The organism is Enterococcus sp. DIV2385 (assembly GCF_051711925.1).
Taxonomy (GTDB): Bacteria; Bacillota; Bacilli; order Lactobacillales; family Enterococcaceae; genus Enterococcus; species Enterococcus faecalis.
Map to the genome: position 1 here is coordinate 2543109 of NZ_JBIONV010000001.1, position 17790 is coordinate 2560898.

Genomic DNA, 17790 nt, shown 5'->3' on the forward strand with positions numbered 1-17790 from the left:
AACCGCCCTCAAAAAGTTAGACTTTTTGAGGGCGGTTTAGCTTTTATTCACGTATTCTTGTTAAGGTCCAGTCACAAGATTCCACGTAACCGCGGCCTTGTATTGTTGCCCTTTAATACCTTGATTGGCTGGCACTTCAAGTTTGACATTATTGAAGGTGAAGTCCAACTGGTAAACATTACTACCTGTGAATTGCTTGTTGGCAATAATACTCATTGCCGTGTTGTTGGCTGTTAAGCTAATGGCACTCGTGGTACCGACCGCATTTTTCAACTCGGTTGGTTGATTGTAATTGGTGAAGCTAGAGACAGGTGCCGCCCCTAATAATAAGCGGGTCGCTGTAGGCAAGCTGTCTGTCGCTGATTTTGGTTGTGACAGTTGCGCTGTTAAGCTCCAATTTGGTTGAGTTTTCTTAATTCGGACATACGGATTCCGTGTGCCGTTACCGTAGTAATCCGCGGCTTGTTTCAAGTTGTGTTGTTGCTTACTTCCTGCAACGCCCACTTGGCCGAAGTCGAAGGTTGGCACACTGATGAAGCCTTCGGTCGTTGGTGTAACTACTTCTTGATCATTTGGACGAATTCTCACGAAGTTATCCACTGCACTATCTTTAATACCACCAAATACTACAACTTCTGCTTTCAAAACAGTGTTTGGTTTCCCTGTTGCGCGAGTTGTGAAAGCAACTGAAACTTTTTTGCCGATAGGAACGGCATTTGGTAAAGAAACCCCATTTGTCCAAAGTGTACTATTTACTGGGATTGATTTTGTCGTTTCTCCTTCTGGTGTCACTTCCATGAAGGTTGGGATCGTCAGACCAGCTGACCAATTGGGCCCTTTTTTCAAGGTGAGATTTTGCAAGGGTGCTTTGCTAGTATTCGTGATCGTTGTTGTCCAAATTACATTGGTATTTGTATCGATCACTTCTTTTGGTCGAGTTAATGTGACACTAGCCATCGGTATTTCTTCCTTATACATGGCGGTCATATCATCATTGCCATCAAAAGTCGCATTGAACGTTGGTGTTGTGGTTTTGTTCAACGTACTTGGCTTGGTTTTCCCTTTATACCACCCTTGGAACGTATAAGTCTTGCCACCTGCAGTATACGTCGCTGGTAAAGCTTGTGCCGCTGTGTACTTGAAGGTGTTACTGTTCATTGGTACTTGGTTACCTTGGGTGAAGCCTGTTGGTGCGGTAATTTTGGCACCGTTGACATCTACGAAGTTTTCGGTGACTTGTTTCCGTGTGACTTTGTAATTCATGGTTTGTTTGAAGTCTTGTGTCCCATCAAAACCAGCCAAAACGATCTTATTCTCTGGATTTCCTGTCGCACGAGCTATAAATAATAATCTTGGAATAGTGTTTATTGAGCTACCAACACCAAATGTTGATTTTATTGAAAATTTATTATCTACTCCTTTTTTAAAGGATTTATCTAACTCATTTAATTGACTAGGAGCACTATTGTTAAACACTGGGTCAGTCCCGACAAAGCCCACTGGATACACAGAAACAGGTAATGTGGTATTCATTGTTTCAATTTTGTCCACATATTTTAGTTCCGTTGTAATATTCCAGTCGTTGATTGCATAACTACGAATATCATAAATATCGCTAGGAACTTCATCAAAGTTTGCTGGAATATTAACTCTTGATTGGGTCGTAATAGTATAGACATTGGCTTCATTCGTATTTTTAATACTTACCAGTGGATTCATGGCGCCCGTTGTCACATATGTCTGGTCTACCGCTTTTCTTAGTGTCTGTGTGTAGTTTCCAGAAAACGTTAACGGTTCATTGAAAGCTTGTCCTTTTTCATCGACAAATTCTGCATGGAAACCTGGGTAAACCCACGTATCTTTGGGAATTAGTTCCTCATACACCACATTCAAGTCATCATTATCATCATACGTTACTGCATAGCTTGGCGCTTTCGTAGTTGTCAAGGCACTTGGTTTGGTTTTGCCTTTGTACCAGCCTTTGAACTTGTAAGTTTTTGTGCCGACTTTGTAGGTGTCAGGTAAGGTGCCAGCTTGTTTGAACGTATAATCATCACTTGTGATCACCGTTTGTTTTCCTTGGGTGAAACCTGTGGGCGGTGTGATTTTGGCACCGCTTGTGGCTACGAAGTTTTCGGTAACACGGCGGTTTTCTAAATAATAATAAACAGTTTTATCTGGGGTTGCTAAATTGTAAGTCGCTCCTACGTTACCAGAGTAAACACCCATTGCATAAAGTGTCTCAGTCGTATCCCAGTTCCAATAATATTGTTTGGTGTTATATGATGTATTACTGGTTTTACCTAATTCATATGCATTTGTACCAGGACTTGAACTAACAACCGTACTTGGATTTACAATATCTTTTCTGACCTCATTCGCAAGTGGATATTTCGTTTTATCCCCTGTATAAGTTGCCGTTGGTGAGATTGAAATGGTGCGATAGTATTTCGGAATTTCATGTGTAACACTTCGTGTACCATATGTGGTACCTTCCACAGACTCTGGTAAGGTATAGACTTTTTGTGGAATCGTTAATTTTTTAAGATTCGTTGTCGTTACATTGGTTCCTGTAATCGTTGAAAAAGGTGTTGTTGTACCACTTTTCGTTGTTTCAGACATCGTTGCTTTCAATGTGAAATTAGCAGGATTGATTAAATTACCTTTTTCGTCTACATAGCCAAAAGTAATTTCTTTGCTAGGTAATGTATAGGTTTTGGTGACTACTTCCTCATACACCACATTCAAGTCATCATTCCCATCATACGTCACCGCATAGCTTGGTGCTTTGGTAGTTGTCAAGGTACTTGGCTTTGTTTTACCTTTGTACCAACCTTTGAACTTGTAGGTTTTACCACCTGTTGTGTAGGTGTCTGGTAAGGTGCCTGCTTGTTTGAAAGTGTACGCTTCACTATTTATAACTGTTTTCTTACCCTGAGTGAATCCCAGGGGTGGTGCGATTTTTTGTCCACTACTATTAACAAAATTCTCATAAAGTTTTTTGTAATAAATATAGTAGGTAATCGTTGCACTATTATTTCCTGCATTAAATTGTCCTGTTGTTCCCACAAGATTGTCACTAAACATAATATTAGTACTTACTCCGCTATGAGGATTAAGATTAGTTATGCGCCACGTCTTACCAGTCGCTTTAGTAAAGTTATATGCTGAAATATCATAGTTGCTTCTCGTATAAGTTGTTGATGTATATGCTCTGGAAGTCATCACACCTGTTCGGCTATCTGGAAATGTTGTTTTAGGCGGCGTTAACACAATTTTATCAATTCTATTGGTGGTAGCTGTAGCAAAATTAATCGCAATGTCGTTACTAAAGAAAAGCCACGAACCCCCATTACTAGTGCCTACAGTTTTTAGTCCTGTATTAAAACTATAAAGTCCATTGCCAGCGTTTGTCATAGTTAAAGGATATCTTAACAGTGTTCCTTCAACTTTAGAGTTGGTTGATTTAAATAGTACTGGATTCATGGAAAGGCTCATTTGTTCCTTACTAGACTGTCCATCCTCATCGTAAAATTTTAAACTCCCTTTTAAACCTAAGTTACCAGCAAATTTATCCACATATGTCATTTCATTTCGTCTATTGACTGCACCAAAACCATTAAATCGAATCGTGGAATCGATATATTTTTTTTCATTGTGTATACCAGAAGTAATTCTTGTCTGAAAATACAACGTTTTGATATACCCAGTATTTCCAGAAGTTCTCCCGTGTAGACGATTAATAAATGCAGTGACCGTCCTAGTGGACTCTGTCCAAACAAAATATTCGCCACCACTATTGGCATTATGAGAGCCTTCCCCTAGAACTACATTTTGTTCCTCGGGGCCAACTTTAATAATAACTGAAGTGGGTCTAGTCATTCCTGCTGCCAATTTTGATTCAATTCGAATCGGACCAACAATATCTGAATTTGTGTCATCTGTTGTAATATTTTCAAATTTCAACCGATAATCAACTACATCATTAAGACGAACCGTAGTTTTATTCGTTGTCCCTGTAGCTGCCCAGACAAATGCCCTAGGCATAATTTTCGCTTGAACACTGGATGGTTCAAGTATATTTTCTTCTTGAATGATTTCTGTTTTTTCTGTCTGCTCTACTTCTTCCTGACTTGTGTCAGTCGTTACTTGGCTATTTTCCGTACTGGCTTTCGTTGTTTCTTCTTTCACGCTACTGGCTGGCGTCTCTTCCTTGGTACTACTTTCGGCGGTCGGACTACTTTCAATCGTCACAGTTTCCGCAACTGCCGTCACGCCCGAAAAGGCATTCACTAGCAAAGAACTACATAAGCCAATAGCTGCAAGACGTTGCCATTTATTTCGCTTCATGTCGTCCCCTCTTTCTATGTACGATTCCCGCCAAACCGATTAAGGCGAAGCCGAGAATGTTCAAATTTGCCTGACTCTTGCTCCCTGTACGAGGGAGCTGCGAGCCAGTTGTGGTGGTCTGTGTCGAACCACCACTTCGTTGATCTCCTTGCGGAGGACCAGCTGGTTCCTTGGGATCGGCAGCTGGCGCATCTGTTTTCGGTGGGGGATCTTTAGGAGCGGGTGTTCTCGGATTTTGGTAAAATTCAATCCCCACCGAACTAGAACCACCATCAGACGCTTCAACATTTATAAAAAAACTAGGGGAAAATAGTAGACACGCAATCATTAAATAACGCTTTTTTTTCATTTAAAAACCTCCTTTTGCATTTAAATATCTCTCACAACCTATTTTCATAGCTCTATAATAGCAAAAAAAAGACTCTTCAAAACAACAGTTTTTTCCAGTTGATAACCCTTATTTCAACAAGTTCCTTACATATCGTGTCTTTTAAGCTACGTTATTTAAAGGAAACAAGGGAAAACAGTAAAGACTATCCCCTTTTTCAAAAAAATCATCTTTAATTTCTTAAATTTCCATCACCTAAACTAAAGAAAAGCTCACAATGTTAGTAATTAAAACTAACATTGTGAGCTTTTCTCATTTTTGAAGATTAGATAATTCGATAAAATAACACTAAAACACAAAATGCTGTCTGTTTCTCTTATTGGGCAACAGCTAATTGATACAATGGCAGGAGTTGTTGATAGGTTGCCAACATATAAGCGCGTGCTTTTTCAGGGTTTTGCCACAAAGCACTATCTTTGGGAATGATGCGCCCAATTTCAAACTCACCTTTTTTTACATCTCTAAAACGAGTTAAGGCTTTTTCTAAATCCGTTTCTGGCAGCGGAGTAATTTGAGGAACCGTGTGATCCAAGGAAACATACGTATCTTCTGGTAATGCTTGGAATAATTGCTGATTCTCTAAAAAGGCTTGCGCAATCTGCTTTTCATTTTTAGGATTATCAATAAATGACAACCACATAAACACATAGTCGCCCCAAATGCCTAATTGAAAATGCGGCTGCATTTTATAGCCGCGCTTATTCGGACTGAGTGCGGACCAAGTATTTTCTGGTGGATACACGGTGCGACGGCGATGTTGCGCAATATGGACAAACAACTCCGTTCCTAGTTCAAGCGCTAGTTGTTCGGCAAAATACGTGTCTAATTCTTGAAAAATCGGTTGAATTTGCGCACGGATAACCGCCATTCGTTCATCTAATCCAGCAACTTCAAAGGCTGCGAATTCTTTTTCTGTAAACATCAACATTTCTCTAATTCCTCTCTCAACTTGTCTTCCGCTTCTATTTTTGTCGATTTTGCCATGTTTCCAGTGTCATCCCACGATAAACATCTGTGACAATTTTCCCTTTACTAATTCGGGCATTGGGCAGTGTTCCTTCGTAGGTAAAACCAATTTTCTCCATGACACGACCAGAAGCTGGATTGTCTTGATCATGTAAAGCAAAGATTCTCATGAGTTTCATTTTTGCAAAACCCAGTTCAACTAACGCCGTCGCGGCTTCAGGCATGTAGCCTTTGCCCCAAAAGGCACGGTTCAAGACATAGCCTAATTCTCCAATATTATTGGTTTCATTGACCCGCAAATCAATCGTGCCAATCATTTTACCTGTTTCTTTCACTTCAATCCCATATTTCCCTAAAGGTTCCCCCATAAAATATTTAGCAATGTTTTGTCGTGTTTCAGCGATTGTTTGGTTTTTCAAAAACACATAGCGGACCGTTTCCTCATCTGAAGCATATTCGTACATATCTTCTGCATCGGCTAATGTGACAGGTCTTAAAATCAAGCGTTCGGTTTTGATTCGTTGGTTTTCTGCAAAAATCAATGGATAATTCATGAGCAAAACTCCCTACTTTTCTACATACTTTACCGAAAAACAGCGAAACACGCAAGGAAAATCGGCATTTCCCTCGCGTGTTTCTTTAATTGGCGTTTAAGCGAATGATGGCAATGATCGTTTGAACAGCTTTGGCCATTGATTCAACGGTAATAAATTCATATTGCCCGTGAAAATTTTCGCCTCCTGTAAATAGATTAGGCGTGGGAATGCCCATGAAAGAAATCTTAGAACCATCTGTCCCGCCACGAAATGGTGTGATGATTGGTTCAATGTCACAACTTTCCATTGCTTGGACGGCCAATTCTACAGGCGTCCAATCTTTTTCGATGATTTCCTTCATATTATAGTATTGGTCTTGGAAGGTAATTGTTAGTCTGGGTTTATCCGCCAGTGCATTTAAACGTTGGACGTGTTTTTCCAAAAATTGCTTTCTCGCTTGAAAGTTTTCTTGATCATGATCCCGAATGATATAGACAAGTTCTGCTTTTTCAATACTTCCTGTAAATTTATTGAGTAAATAAAATCCTTCATTTCCACGTGTTTGTTCTGGTACTTCCTTTTGCGGCAGTGATTGATCAAGTTGTTCGCCTAATTTAATGGCATTTACTAACGAACCATAGGCCGTTCCCGGATGGACACTGGTTCCCTCAATTGTTATCACAGCTTGAGCAGCGTTAAACGTTTCATACTCGAAATGCCCCACGCGGCCACTGTCGATTGTATACGCAAAAGCGACTGGGAAGTTCGGCGCATCAAATTGATCGGCCCCGCGTCCAATTTCTTCATCTGGACCGAAGGCGAGCCAAACATCGCCCCGCGCTACTTCTGGATGTGCCAAAAAATACTCAACAGCAGCTAAAATCTCGACAATTCCCGCTTTGTCATCTGCTCCTAAAAGTGTGGTTCCGTCTGTAGTAATCAACGTTTCCCCTTGATATTCTTTTAAATTGGGAAATTCAGCAACTGATAAAACGATGCCTTGTTCTTGATTCAAAAGGACATCTTGACCATCATAATTAGTGATGACTTGGGGACGGATGTTTTCTGCTGAAAAATCCGCCGTATCCAGATGTGCAATCAAGCCGATACTCTTCGCTGCAGGTTGGTTACCAGGCAACCGTGCCGTTAAAAAGCCGTTTTGTTCGTTATAATGCACATCGGCCAAACCTAATTCATGAAGTTCTGTTTCAATCATTTTGGCTAAAACCACTTGACCGACCGTCGTCGGTGTGGTTTGACTGTTGGCATCTGAACGGGTGTTAACTTTCACGTAAGTTAAAAATCGTTCGACTAATTTTTCCATTTTTTACTCCTTCTTCCTGAATCATTCTGTTAAATAGGCATTGCGCAAGTGGAAATAATCCCCATACAAGTGATAACTAATGCCTTTCAATTTAGGATTGATTAGATAATTTGAGGCACTTTGATACAGCGGTACTTGGGCAGCATCTTGGTTCAGCAAGATGTCTTCCGCTTCTTTGTATTCTGCAAACTGTTTCTCTGGATTATTGGCATTAATTGTTCGCGCCTCTTCTACCAATTGGTCGTATTTGGCATTATGATAATTGCCGTAATTGTAACTTGATTCTCCTGCATATAAGTTAAAGTAAGAGTCTAATTCACTACTGCCGGCAATCCATCCTGAAAGAGACAACTCATAATTTTTTTCACGTCGCGATTGGTTCACATTATTACTTGGTTGCGATGAAATGGTAATTTCTAAACCTGGCAGATTTTCTTGCAACTGACTTTGAACATATTCAGCAATTCGTTTTCCTTGATCTGTATCTGCCGCCAGCAAGGAAAGTTTCACTTTTTTACCGACATCCGCTTGGGCTTTCGTCCATTCAGCTTGAGCTTTTTTGACGTCATTTTTCAAATATTCGCCACTGTAAGCTCGGAAATCTTCATCCGTTTCTGGATTCGCATAAAGTTTACTTGGAATCAATCCGTTAAGGGGTTTTGACCCATCGTTTAAGACACTTTGTGTTAAGGCTTCTTTATCAATTGCTTGGCCAATCGCTTTTCGTAAATGAACATTCGCTAATGGCGTTCCTTCTTTTTTGTTGAAATCTAAGAAGTAGTTGGCCACATCTGGATGACTGACATAGCCTGGATCATCTTGATATTGTTGAACATATTGTCCGTTAATGCGAACTAAGTCTAGTTCATTCGCTTGATATAAGTTAATCCCAGTATTATCTTCTTTGATTGTGCTAACCGCAACTTCTTCCAGTTTCACTTGATCCGCATCATAGTATTCTGGATTTTTTTTCAATGTCCAAGTATCTGAAGTCGCATCCCAATTGGCTAGCGTAAATGGCCCGCTATAAAGTAAATGTTCACTATCCAAGGCGTAATCTTTGCCTTGCGCTTCGACAAATTTTTGATTTTGTGGCGCTAACCAAGCAATCGAAACGACTGCTAAGAAGGAAGGTTGGGCCTGTTTTAATTCAACAATGAATTCTTTGTCATTAGGGGCTGAAATCCCTAATTCATCGACTGACTTTTCACCGTTGCGTATTTCAAAACTATTTTTAACACTGTCTAGTAAATAGGCATTCGGTCCAATCGTCGCTGGTGTCACCAGTTTTTTCCAAGAATAAACAAAATCTTGGGCCGTGATTGGCTCGCCGTTGCTCCACTTAATCCCTTCCCGCAAGGTAAAGTGGTACTTGCGCCCATCGTCACTAATCTTGACATCTTTAGCTAGAGCTGGCACCGTGGCACTGTCATCATCAAACCGATAAAGGCCTTCAAATAAATGTTGTGCCATTGTAAAGGTATTTTTATCTGTTGTTTGTGTTGTATCCAATGTTGAGATTGGTGCAGGTGAACTAATACTGATTTTTTGTTCAGCTGCTAAATTTCCCGAATCTACTTTCTCTGCCGCTTCTTTGGTTCCGCCACATGCGGCTAAAAGAAACCCTGTTGCAATCAAACCTACTACTTTTTTCCCCAATTTCATGTTGTTGCCCCCTCATATTTTTTAAACAAATAAAAAAAGCATTCGTCCTAAAAAGGACGAATGCTTATGCAATCGCGGTACCACCTTTGTTGATCTCTTCGCTAAAAAAGATCCGCTCGTTTCCAGTACAATCATACTGTAGCGCTATAACAGGCGCACCTGAATTGGTTTAAGCAACGGCTTCAACCAACCTGTTCAAAGGCCATTTTCCCCTTTAACGTCACTACCTCTTCTCACCAAACGAGGCTCTCTGCAAGCTATTTTAAAAAGTACTTTCCTTCTCATCACATTTTGTTCTTTTATTTGTTTCATCAATCATACTGATTTACGGATAGTTTAGCAAACATTTTCGAGGCCGTCAACCACATTTTTAATTTAAAACTTTTTTGTTTTTCATCAAAAAAAGAAAAGAGGTTTCAATTCCTCTTTTCTAAAATAATTTTACTCTAATCCTTTTTTAACATCTTCTATCATCAAATGCATTGATTCTAATCCACCACCGCTTAGATACCAAACATCTGGTTGAAGCATAATGATTTTATCATTTTTACCAGCATCGGTTTTTTGAATCAATTCGTTTGCAGCGACGTTATCTTTTGAATCGTCACCACCAATTGCTTTGGTGCGATCTACCACAAAGAGAATCCCAGGATTTTTTTCTAAAACATATTCGTAAGAAACACTTTGCCCATGAGTGGAAGCTTCAATTTTATCGTCTGCTGCTTTGAAGCCAAATGTATCATGAATTAAACCGAAACGAGAGCCTTTTCCGTAAGCAGAAAGTTGTCCTTCGTTAACTAACACAACAAGCGCATTATTCGCGCTAGCTTCTGCTTGTTTTTTCACATCAGCAATTTCTTTTTCTAATTCGGTTATTTTTTCTTTGGCTACCTCTTCTTTATCAAAAATAGTGCCTAACGTTTCGATATTTTGTTTCGTTGATGCCCAAGGATTTTTGGCATCTACAGCTAAGTAAATGGTTGGCGCAATGGCTTTTAATTGTTCTTGATAGTCTTGTTGACGACCGGAGATAATAATTAAGTCTGGTTTTAGTTGATTGATTTTTTCTAAATCTGGTTCTTTAATGCCGCCAGCTGATTCAACTTTTTGGTATTTTTCCAAATACGCAGGGATATTTTTGGTTGGCGCACCTACCACGCGGTCACCGACACCTAGTGCGTCCATTGTATCTAAGGAACCGTTGTCAAAAACAACGACTTTCTTAGGATTTTTGGGAACGGTTAATTGACCATTGGTATCTTTGACTGTGACTTCCGTTTTAGCTGTTGTTTCTGTTGTTGCAGAATCTGCTGTTTTTTTATTTGTTTGACAAGCACTTAACATCAACAGCCCCATCATTGAAACTGCCATCATTGCTAAAAATTTCTTTTTCATTCTTTTCCTCCAAAAACGTTATTTTTAAATTGCCCGATTTAGTGATAAAGACAAAAGCGTTTTCCTTCAATTTCACAAATCCGGATATTCATTTCATAAAGATCATTTAAAATACTTGTTTGAATAACTTCTTCGGTTGCGCCATGCGCATAGAGCTTTCCGCCTTTCATGGCGACAATTTCATCTGCATAGCTTGCGGCAAAATTAATATCATGTAGAACAATCAGAATCGTTTTTCCTAGTTCATCCACTAAGCGTTTAAGAATCTGCATCATTTGAACCGCATAATTCATGTCGAGGTTATTTAAGGGCTCATCCAATAAAATATAATCGGTATCTTGAGCTAAAATCATGGCAATATATGCCCGTTGTAATTGCCCCCCAGAAAGGGTATCAATGTATTCTTCCGCCATTTCAGTTAAACCCAATTGTTCCAGTGCTTCTGTTACTTTTTCATGGTCAGTGCTTTTTAAGCGACCTTTGGAATAAGGAAAACGACCAAAATTGACCAGTTCGCGCACAGTTAATTTAAGTTGTACACCGTTGGCTTGTTTTAAAAGGGCAATTTTTTGCGAAAGAGCCGATTGCTTCCAGGTTTTTACTTCTTGCTTGTCCAGATAAATTTCCCCGGTATCTTTGGGAATTAAGCGACTCATCATGGCTAGCAGCGTGCTTTTCCCAGCGCCATTCGGCCCAATAAAGGCCGTTAATTTGCCTTCAGAAATAGGTAAATCAATGTCTGAAACGACAAATTTATCGCCATATTTTTTTGATACATCACTCATCTGGATCATGTGCGTTGCTTCCTTTCTGCAATAATTTTCCATATAAAATAAACGCCCCCAACAAATTGAATCACCACGCTTAGCGGGGTATTCAAATGAAAGACCTGTTCAACCATCAATTGACCGAACACCAGTAAAAAGACTGCTATTAAACTCCCTGCCACAAACAGTTCTCGATGGCGATAGGTTTTCATGAATTGATAACTCATATTGGCCACGATAAAACCTAAAAATGTAATCGGACCCACTAATGCTGTTGATAAGCCGACCAGACTACTGATTAAACACAACAACACTAATTGAAACTGACTCACAGCAATCCCCAAATTCTGTGCTTGATGGTTCCCTAAATGTAAAACGTCTAAACGGTAACTTTCCCGCCAAAGTATCCCACAAATCATGAGCACCGCCACACCAACGAAAACGAGATACTGACTATTGACGTTACCAAAACTGGCAAACAACTTTCCTTGGAGTAAGTCGTATTCGTTAGGATCCATAATCACTTGTAAAAATGTACTAATACTACTGAAAAAAGTACCTAAAATCATGCCAATCATCAATAATAAAAATAAATCGGATTGATTTTTGCGTAATAGAAAATACGATAAACTAGTACTTAAAAACACCATTAAAAAGACGTTCATCAAAAACGAGCCAAGACTTACTTGACCTAACGCTTGTGCGCCTCCTAAAAGAAAAAATAACACCGTCTGCACAAAGACATACAAGGAATCCATCCCTAAAATGTTTGGCGTTAGGAAATGATTTTGCGTGACTGTTTGAAAACTAATAGTTGAAAAAGCCGCAGCGATTCCGACAAAAATAAAAGCCAATAACTTTTTCCCTCGTAACGCCAAAGCAAAGGACCAATTGCCATACGTGTTATAAGTTAAATAACAAAGACTCACAATTACTACGGCAGCTAAAAGCAAAAGTAATGAAAGCCATTTTTTTAAAGGCCGTTTCATCGTTTGCGCCCCCTTAGTAATAATAAAATGAACAAAATGCTCCCTAATGTTCCGACAACCACGCTGACAGGAATTTCATAAGGGGCAATCAATACTCGTGCTAAAATATCACAGATTAACAAGAACAAACTCCCACAACTCCCAGTTAACCACAAGGTATTTTTCATATGATCGCCATAACGTAAAGACACGAGATTGGGAATCACAACCCCTAAAAACGGAATATTCCCCACCATCAATAAAACGATGGCACTTGCTAAAGCAACCAGCGTCAAACCTAAAAACTGAATTCGCTGGTAATGGACGCCAAGACTATTTGCAAATGCTTCACCCATACCAACGACAGTGAAATGATAAGCAAATAAATAAATAACAAACCACAAAGGAATCATTAAAAATAACCATTCATAATTCCCTTTCATAACTGTGGAAAAATTTCCTTGTAACCAAGCAGACATATTTTGAACCAATTGGTATTGATAGGCAAAAAATGTGGCAATTGAGCCTAGAATGTTACCAAACATCACGCCCACCAAAGGGACCATTACTTGATTCTTACTTGGTAATAATCGAATGAGCGCTAAGAATAATAAGGTCCCGCTTAGCGCAAAAATAAAAGCAATTGCCGTTCGATAGAGAAACGGAGCTGTTGGGAAAAATAACATTGCAACTAAAATACCCAACCTTGCACTATCGGTTGTTCCAGCGACACTAGGAGCGACAAATTTATTTTGTGTGAGTTGCTGCATAATCAATCCAGAAATACTCATCGTACTACCAGCAATGATTAAACTCAACGTGCGGGGAACACGGGTGGTAAATAAAACAAATTGTTGCTGCGCATCTAATTGAAACAACTGAGAAAGTGCAATGTCCTTCACCCCTATCACTAATGACAATAAGCTGAAAAGTAATAGTAGAACAAACAAACCAATCTTTTTCATGAGAAAACTCCATTTTTATTTAATTGAGAATGATTCTCATTCTTAATTACAGTGTATGAGAAAACCATCACAAATGCAACCACTTTTTTTCCTTTCTTAAAAACTTCTTCTCAAGCCGACTGACCAACGACTTATCTAAGATATGCTATAATGGAGGGAAACGTTAGGAAAGGAGTGTTACTGAATGGCGAATGATGACTTACAACAACGTCTGGATAAAGGAATGTATGGTACGCCCCTCGTCAATCCTGAAGAACAACACAAATACATGGGCACATTTCGTGAACGCTGCCGTCTCTCCATGACCGTCGCTGAAATGAAAGATGCACAGAACCAACAACATTTATTAGAAGAATTAGCGAAGCATCCTGAAGTTACAGTACTTTTAAACGGCGAAATCTCTTCTGACCTGCAAAGTACCTATATTAAATTATTAAATCAGCATGGCGCAACCTTTAAGATTGTTAACAATTTTGTGGAGAACAACCCTGACTCTCTCGGCTTACTGCTAGCTGAAAATCATGCAGTCGATGAACCTGTGATTGACGTTACAGAAAAATATCCTCAAGCAACCGAAACGCCAAAAGAAGAGCCAAAAGCTAAAAAAGGCTTCTGGCAAAAACTATTTCACTCATAAAAAGCTCAAGAAAAGTTATGAGTCATTGGATTGTTTAAACATAAGTTATGAGCGCTTCCATTTATAATAGAATTGTGCTATTATAAAGATGAAAAAGAGAGGTATGCGGGTACATACCTCTCCTTTATACCAGCGCCAGTTATAAGAACTGGTGGCTTACTGAGTTAAATTTTTGTTACTATTTAACCGTTCGGTCTGTCAAGCTTATGAACGGTTATTTTTTATTGTTTTTCGTTGCTTCAAGGATACCGAAAATCAGTAACGCAACAAACGCTAATCAGCTGAACAAAAGCAACAACTTCTAAGAGCTAAAGCTCTAAGAGTTGAAGGTCCTTCGGAAATAAGCCGAAATTGTTGAGAATCACGAAGAACGTAGTGATTCGATGATGAATAATACCTACTTGGTCTCCAAAAATTGAAGAACTATTTTCGGAAATTCCTTCTTATTGCTGAGAAACACTATTTGCAAAGCAAATAGATGTTAAACAGTACCTACTTGGTTCTCGGAGCTATACGCTTTCGCCTTAGCCTCAGAGCAAAACTAATCATCAATTCCAATGCCGCTTCGATTGACAAAAAAATGCTCCTTTCGTTAAAGTGCATCGGATACACATAGGCATCACCTGCCTCTCTAACTCAGAGCCACCGTCATACAACTTTCATTGGTAATAGTTTTAGTATAACCTATTGGGTTCACCAAGAAAACGTTTTTATAAAGAATACCGCCAAAAAATCTATTATGAATTTTTTGGCGGTATTCTTTTTTATTGAACCACTTCTGGGTATAAAAGTTTTAAAACGTCCATTGTTAAACGGCGTCCTTTTCCAGCGTAAGGATACACATGCATGTGCATGGCTGGATTAAAGTTCGCTTCGATAATCCCGTACGTTAAGCTATCACGTGTGCCTTTTACGTCTTTGTCAGGAATGATTAAATCAATACCGCAAATTTTGGCTCCTAAAGCAGCTACGGCCTCAATGGCGATTTGTTTATAACTATCATCAATGACATCGGTCATATCAATCGAATCCCCGCCCGTGCTAACATTAGAATTTTCTCGCAAGTACACGATTTGCTCTTTTTCTGGCACAGAATAGATAGTTAAACCTTGTTCTTTCAACATTAGTTTTTCTAAATCATTTAACTGGATTAACTCTAGTGGTGCACGGTGATTGGTCCCCCGCAATGGATCACTATTTTTAGCGGCCACCAATTCTTCTACAGTGTGTTTGCCATCTCCGGTAACATTGGCTGGCACGCGCAACATGATGGCTTTTACATCATTATCTAACACAAAGAACCGATATTCTGTTCCAGGTAAAAATTCTTCAATTAAAACCGCTGTGTCCTCTTTAAAAGCAATCCGTAACGCTTCCGTAAAGTCTTCCAACGAAGCGCCTTCTTTAAAAATGGTAATTCCTAAACCGTAATTCGTTGATTTTGGTTTCACGACAAACGCTTTATTGGCGTAGCGTAAATGTGCTTCTTGTGCCTCAATAAAAGATGAAAATTCTTCACCGCCAGGCACATGGAAACCTGCTGCAGACAAAATTTTCTTTGTCACGGTTTTGTTTTCCATAATCAATGGTACCACGTAGTTATCTTTGCTAGTCATGTTGGCATTTTTGACGTATTCAATGTGCTCGCCATGTTGCAGTTTCAAAAATTGCTCTTGTTCATCTAAAATTTCGATTTCCAAACCTTTTTGAATCGCATCAAATAAGAAAATTTGTGTGGATAATTCCATCTCACGGAAACCAGCTAATTGATAAGGGCGTTCAAAGGCCATACTTTGATATTGGTTTCCAAAAATATTTCCCAGTTCACTGTTGGAGTTTTCTTGAATAATTGTCCACATTTTGCCAGAAACGGTGTCTTGTGGATTCCGCAGTTGTTGATAATACTTACCGACAACTTCTTTGCCTTTGCGAATGCCTAGAGCATCTAACATATCAATCATTTCTGAAAAAATCCGATCGCCTTCTGCAATTAACTTAATCGTTTCATGAGGATGACCAAGAGCCACTTGTTCATTAAAAATATCGCCAGTTTTTACCCATTCATCCGCTTCTTCTTTTTCATCTGTCCACAATAAATACAACATGAAATAATGTAAGAAATCCACGGTATCTTCCACAATGCCTAAACGTGAAAAAGGATTTAAGTCTAAATTACGCAACTCGATATAGCGAATACCTGTTTTAGGCAGATCAGACATTTGTTTCCCGCCACGTAAGCGCACAGGCGCATAAAATTCTTTTTCTTCAGAAAGTAAACCATTTTCCACCATGCGATGAATATCTTCTAAATAGCGTTCCAATGAGGCATACGATACTTTCACATTGTCATGATTTCTGTAGCCATACGTACTATTCCGAATACTGCGAATGGGTTCTTGCGGTTGGTCGTCGTAGACCCTAAAGTAGCCGTCTTCACTAACTGGTGAAGCCCCAAAAAGATACGTAATTAACCAACGATAACGTAAAAAGTTACGGGCAACTTTCATGTACACTTTCGTTTTAAATTGTTTGCAATCTGTCACTTCGGATTGTTCATCATATAATTGCTGAATCAGGGCTTGGTCATATTCAAAATTAAAATGAATTCCGCTGACCATTTGTTTTCGTTTGCCATACTCTTTTGCCAAATAACGACGATATAACACTGCATCATATTGATCTAATTTAGCAATTTTAATCTCTTCATCTTTTGTTGGTAATTGTGGCGGCATACTTAATGGCCACAGCATTTCATCTTCTGGAATCGAACGACGAGCCACATCGTGAATGGCATCTAAAAAACGAAGCATTTCTGTGCCGCTATTTGCTACAGGCGTGATTAGTTCTAATTGTGTTTCACTAAAATCTGTTTGAATATATGGATGATAAGAACGGTTACCAAAAACCGTGGGATGATCAGTTGTCGCTAAAAGCCCTTCTCGTGTACTACGTTGGTTTTCTTTTTCTAAACCAAAACGAGCCATCAATACGTAAGGACGAACATTTTTCTTTTGCATTAATTCTCTATAATTCATCTTGTCGCCTTTCTTTCTACAAACTATCTGTTTCTCTTACTATTATATAGGAAAACGAGTAAATATGCTGTTTTTTTGAACGTTCGCTTGAGAATTTTCGAGACACTTTTTGAGAGCGCCTTTTTCCGTTATACTGAAAACAACTAGTTTATAGAAAGTGGTGATTGCTCATGAAAAATCGTGCATTACTTTTAATTGACTTTCAAAAAGGCATCGAAAGTCCGTCGCAGCAATTGTACCGTCTACCAGCAGTGTTGGAAAAGGTCAATCAGCGTATTGCTGTCTACCGCCAACACCATGCGCCCATTATTTTTGTTCAACATGAAGAAACTGAACTACCTTTTGGCTCAGACTCTTGGCAACTTTTTGAAAAGCTGGATACACAACCCACAGATTTTTTCATCCGCAAAACACATGCGAATGCCTTTTACCAAACAAATTTAAATGATTTACTGACGGAACACGACATTCAAACGTTAGAAATTGCTGGTGTCCAAACCGAGTTTTGTGTGGACACTACAATTCGGATGGCTCATGGTTTAGGCTATACGTGTTTGATGACACCGAAAACCACTTCCACCTTGAATAATGGACATTTAACCGCGGCACAAATTATCCAACATCATGAAGCTATTTGGGCTGGCCGCTTTTTGACTTTTTTGCCTTCAATAAATTGAGGGCTTTTCCAAAAAATTGTTTGTTCACTATGTTTTCTTGTCGTATTTCATGTTAGTATAAGGAAAAAGTGTTCAGTTGATTAGTTGAAGATTTAGAGTGTGGGACATAAGTCGATT

The 17790-nt window shown here is 39.1% G+C and carries 13 protein-coding genes, 1 pseudogene and 1 other annotated feature; of the genes and pseudogenes, 2 read left to right on the top strand and 12 right to left on the bottom strand.

The annotated features are described in order from the left end of the window. Window positions 1-60 precede the first annotated feature (60 nt). The 10 genes from IGM04_RS12310 to IGM04_RS12355 all read right to left on the bottom strand — a co-directional run bounded on the left by IGM04_RS12310 (window position 61) and on the right by IGM04_RS12355 (window position 13324). On the bottom strand, window positions 61-4350 hold the full coding sequence (locus IGM04_RS12310) for a WxL domain-containing protein (protein WP_086318154.1): 4290 nt from the start codon (window positions 4348-4350) through the stop codon (window positions 61-63). Continuing rightward, a complete protein-coding gene (locus IGM04_RS12315; protein ID WP_002378953.1) occupies window positions 4337-4699 on the bottom strand; it encodes an LPXTG cell wall anchor domain-containing protein in 363 nt (120 codons plus the stop codon). Before IGM04_RS12315 ends, IGM04_RS12310 begins: the two co-directional genes overlap by 14 nt. A gap of 355 nt (window positions 4700-5054) precedes the next feature. Beyond that, complete coding sequence (locus IGM04_RS12320) at window positions 5055-5666, bottom strand: YktB family protein (RefSeq protein WP_086318153.1); 612 nt, start codon at window positions 5664-5666, stop codon at window positions 5055-5057. 34 nt (window positions 5667-5700) lie between these two features. Continuing rightward, window positions 5701-6258, bottom strand: a complete 558-nt coding sequence (locus tag IGM04_RS12325; protein ID WP_086318152.1) for a GNAT family N-acetyltransferase — start codon at window positions 6256-6258, stop codon at window positions 5701-5703. Between the two features lie 85 nt (window positions 6259-6343). After that, window positions 6344-7564 (bottom strand): peptidase T, encoded by a 1221-nt coding sequence (gene pepT, locus IGM04_RS12330; RefSeq protein ID WP_086318151.1) that lies wholly within the window; start codon window positions 7562-7564, stop codon window positions 6344-6346. A 21-nt stretch (window positions 7565-7585) separates the two neighbouring features. Beyond that, the gene (locus IGM04_RS12335) at window positions 7586-9229 is read right to left on the bottom strand and encodes a peptide ABC transporter substrate-binding protein (protein ID WP_048955709.1); all 1644 of its coding nucleotides are present in this window, start codon (window positions 9227-9229) and stop codon (window positions 7586-7588) included. Window positions 9230-9278: 49 nt separating this feature from the next. Further along, window positions 9279-9523: a binding site (T-box leader), on the bottom strand. A 147-nt stretch (window positions 9524-9670) separates the two neighbouring features. After that, window positions 9671-10624 (bottom strand): siderophore ABC transporter substrate-binding protein, encoded by a 954-nt coding sequence (locus tag IGM04_RS12340; protein ID WP_086318150.1) that lies wholly within the window; start codon window positions 10622-10624, stop codon window positions 9671-9673. 38 nt (window positions 10625-10662) lie between these two features. Beyond that, entirely contained in the window at window positions 10663-11418 is a 756-nt protein-coding gene (locus tag IGM04_RS12345; RefSeq protein WP_086318149.1) for an iron ABC transporter ATP-binding protein, read from the bottom strand. Further along, the gene (locus IGM04_RS12350) at window positions 11415-12380 is read right to left on the bottom strand and encodes an iron chelate uptake ABC transporter family permease subunit (RefSeq protein WP_016622541.1); all 966 of its coding nucleotides are present in this window, start codon (window positions 12378-12380) and stop codon (window positions 11415-11417) included. The genes IGM04_RS12345 and IGM04_RS12350 overlap by 4 nt, the downstream gene beginning before the upstream one ends. After that, entirely contained in the window at window positions 12377-13324 is a 948-nt protein-coding gene (locus IGM04_RS12355) for an ABC transporter permease (RefSeq protein ID WP_010816821.1), read from the bottom strand. The genes IGM04_RS12350 and IGM04_RS12355 overlap by 4 nt, the downstream gene beginning before the upstream one ends. Window positions 13325-13508: 184 nt before the next feature. Here IGM04_RS12355 and IGM04_RS12360 point away from each other — a divergent pair, with 184 nt between their 5' ends. Next, window positions 13509-13961, top strand: a complete 453-nt coding sequence (locus tag IGM04_RS12360; RefSeq protein WP_010817688.1) for a YueI family protein — start codon at window positions 13509-13511, stop codon at window positions 13959-13961. Window positions 13962-14495: 534 nt separating this feature from the next. Here IGM04_RS12360 and IGM04_RS12365 read toward each other — a convergent pair. Continuing rightward, window positions 14496-14564 (bottom strand): annotated as a pseudogene (locus IGM04_RS12365) (putative holin-like toxin); the annotation flags it as partial. A gap of 161 nt (window positions 14565-14725) precedes the next feature. Next, window positions 14726-16996, bottom strand: a complete 2271-nt coding sequence (gene gshAB / locus IGM04_RS12370; protein WP_002368430.1) for a bifunctional glutamate--cysteine ligase/glutathione synthetase — start codon at window positions 16994-16996, stop codon at window positions 14726-14728. 170 nt (window positions 16997-17166) lie between these two features. Here gshAB and IGM04_RS12375 point away from each other — a divergent pair, with 170 nt between their 5' ends. Continuing rightward, complete coding sequence (locus tag IGM04_RS12375; protein WP_086318148.1) at window positions 17167-17673, top strand: cysteine hydrolase family protein; 507 nt, start codon at window positions 17167-17169, stop codon at window positions 17671-17673. The last annotated feature ends 117 nt before the right edge of the window (window positions 17674-17790 follow it).

What these genes read in the sequence shown, in the direction of transcription:
- IGM04_RS12340 (WP_086318150.1), bottom strand. Translation starts at nt 10,624, where the DNA reads ATGAAAAAGAAATTTTTAGCAATGATGGCAGTTTCAATGATGGGGCTG.
- IGM04_RS12320 (WP_086318153.1), bottom strand. Translation starts at nt 5,666, where the DNA reads ATGTTGATGTTTACAGAAAAAGAATTCGCAGCCTTTGAAGTTGCTGGA.
- IGM04_RS12310 (WP_086318154.1), bottom strand. Translation starts at nt 4,350, where the DNA reads ATGAAGCGAAATAAATGGCAACGTCTTGCAGCTATTGGCTTATGTAGT.
- IGM04_RS12375 (WP_086318148.1), top strand. Translation starts at nt 17,167, where the DNA reads ATGAAAAATCGTGCATTACTTTTAATTGACTTTCAAAAAGGCATCGAA.
- IGM04_RS12325 (WP_086318152.1), bottom strand. Translation starts at nt 6,258, where the DNA reads ATGAATTATCCATTGATTTTTGCAGAAAACCAACGAATCAAAACCGAA.
- gshAB (WP_002368430.1), bottom strand. Translation starts at nt 16,996, where the DNA reads ATGAATTATAGAGAATTAATGCAAAAGAAAAATGTTCGTCCTTACGTA.
- IGM04_RS12345 (WP_086318149.1), bottom strand. Translation starts at nt 11,418, where the DNA reads ATGATCCAGATGAGTGATGTATCAAAAAAATATGGCGATAAATTTGTC.
- IGM04_RS12350 (WP_016622541.1), bottom strand. Translation starts at nt 12,380, where the DNA reads ATGAAACGGCCTTTAAAAAAATGGCTTTCATTACTTTTGCTTTTAGCT.
- IGM04_RS12335 (WP_048955709.1), bottom strand. Translation starts at nt 9,229, where the DNA reads ATGAAATTGGGGAAAAAAGTAGTAGGTTTGATTGCAACAGGGTTTCTT.
- pepT (WP_086318151.1), bottom strand. Translation starts at nt 7,564, where the DNA reads ATGGAAAAATTAGTCGAACGATTTTTAACTTACGTGAAAGTTAACACC.
- IGM04_RS12355 (WP_010816821.1), bottom strand. Translation starts at nt 13,324, where the DNA reads ATGAAAAAGATTGGTTTGTTTGTTCTACTATTACTTTTCAGCTTATTG.
- IGM04_RS12315 (WP_002378953.1), bottom strand. Translation starts at nt 4,699, where the DNA reads ATGAAAAAAAAGCGTTATTTAATGATTGCGTGTCTACTATTTTCCCCT.
- IGM04_RS12360 (WP_010817688.1), top strand. Translation starts at nt 13,509, where the DNA reads ATGGCGAATGATGACTTACAACAACGTCTGGATAAAGGAATGTATGGT.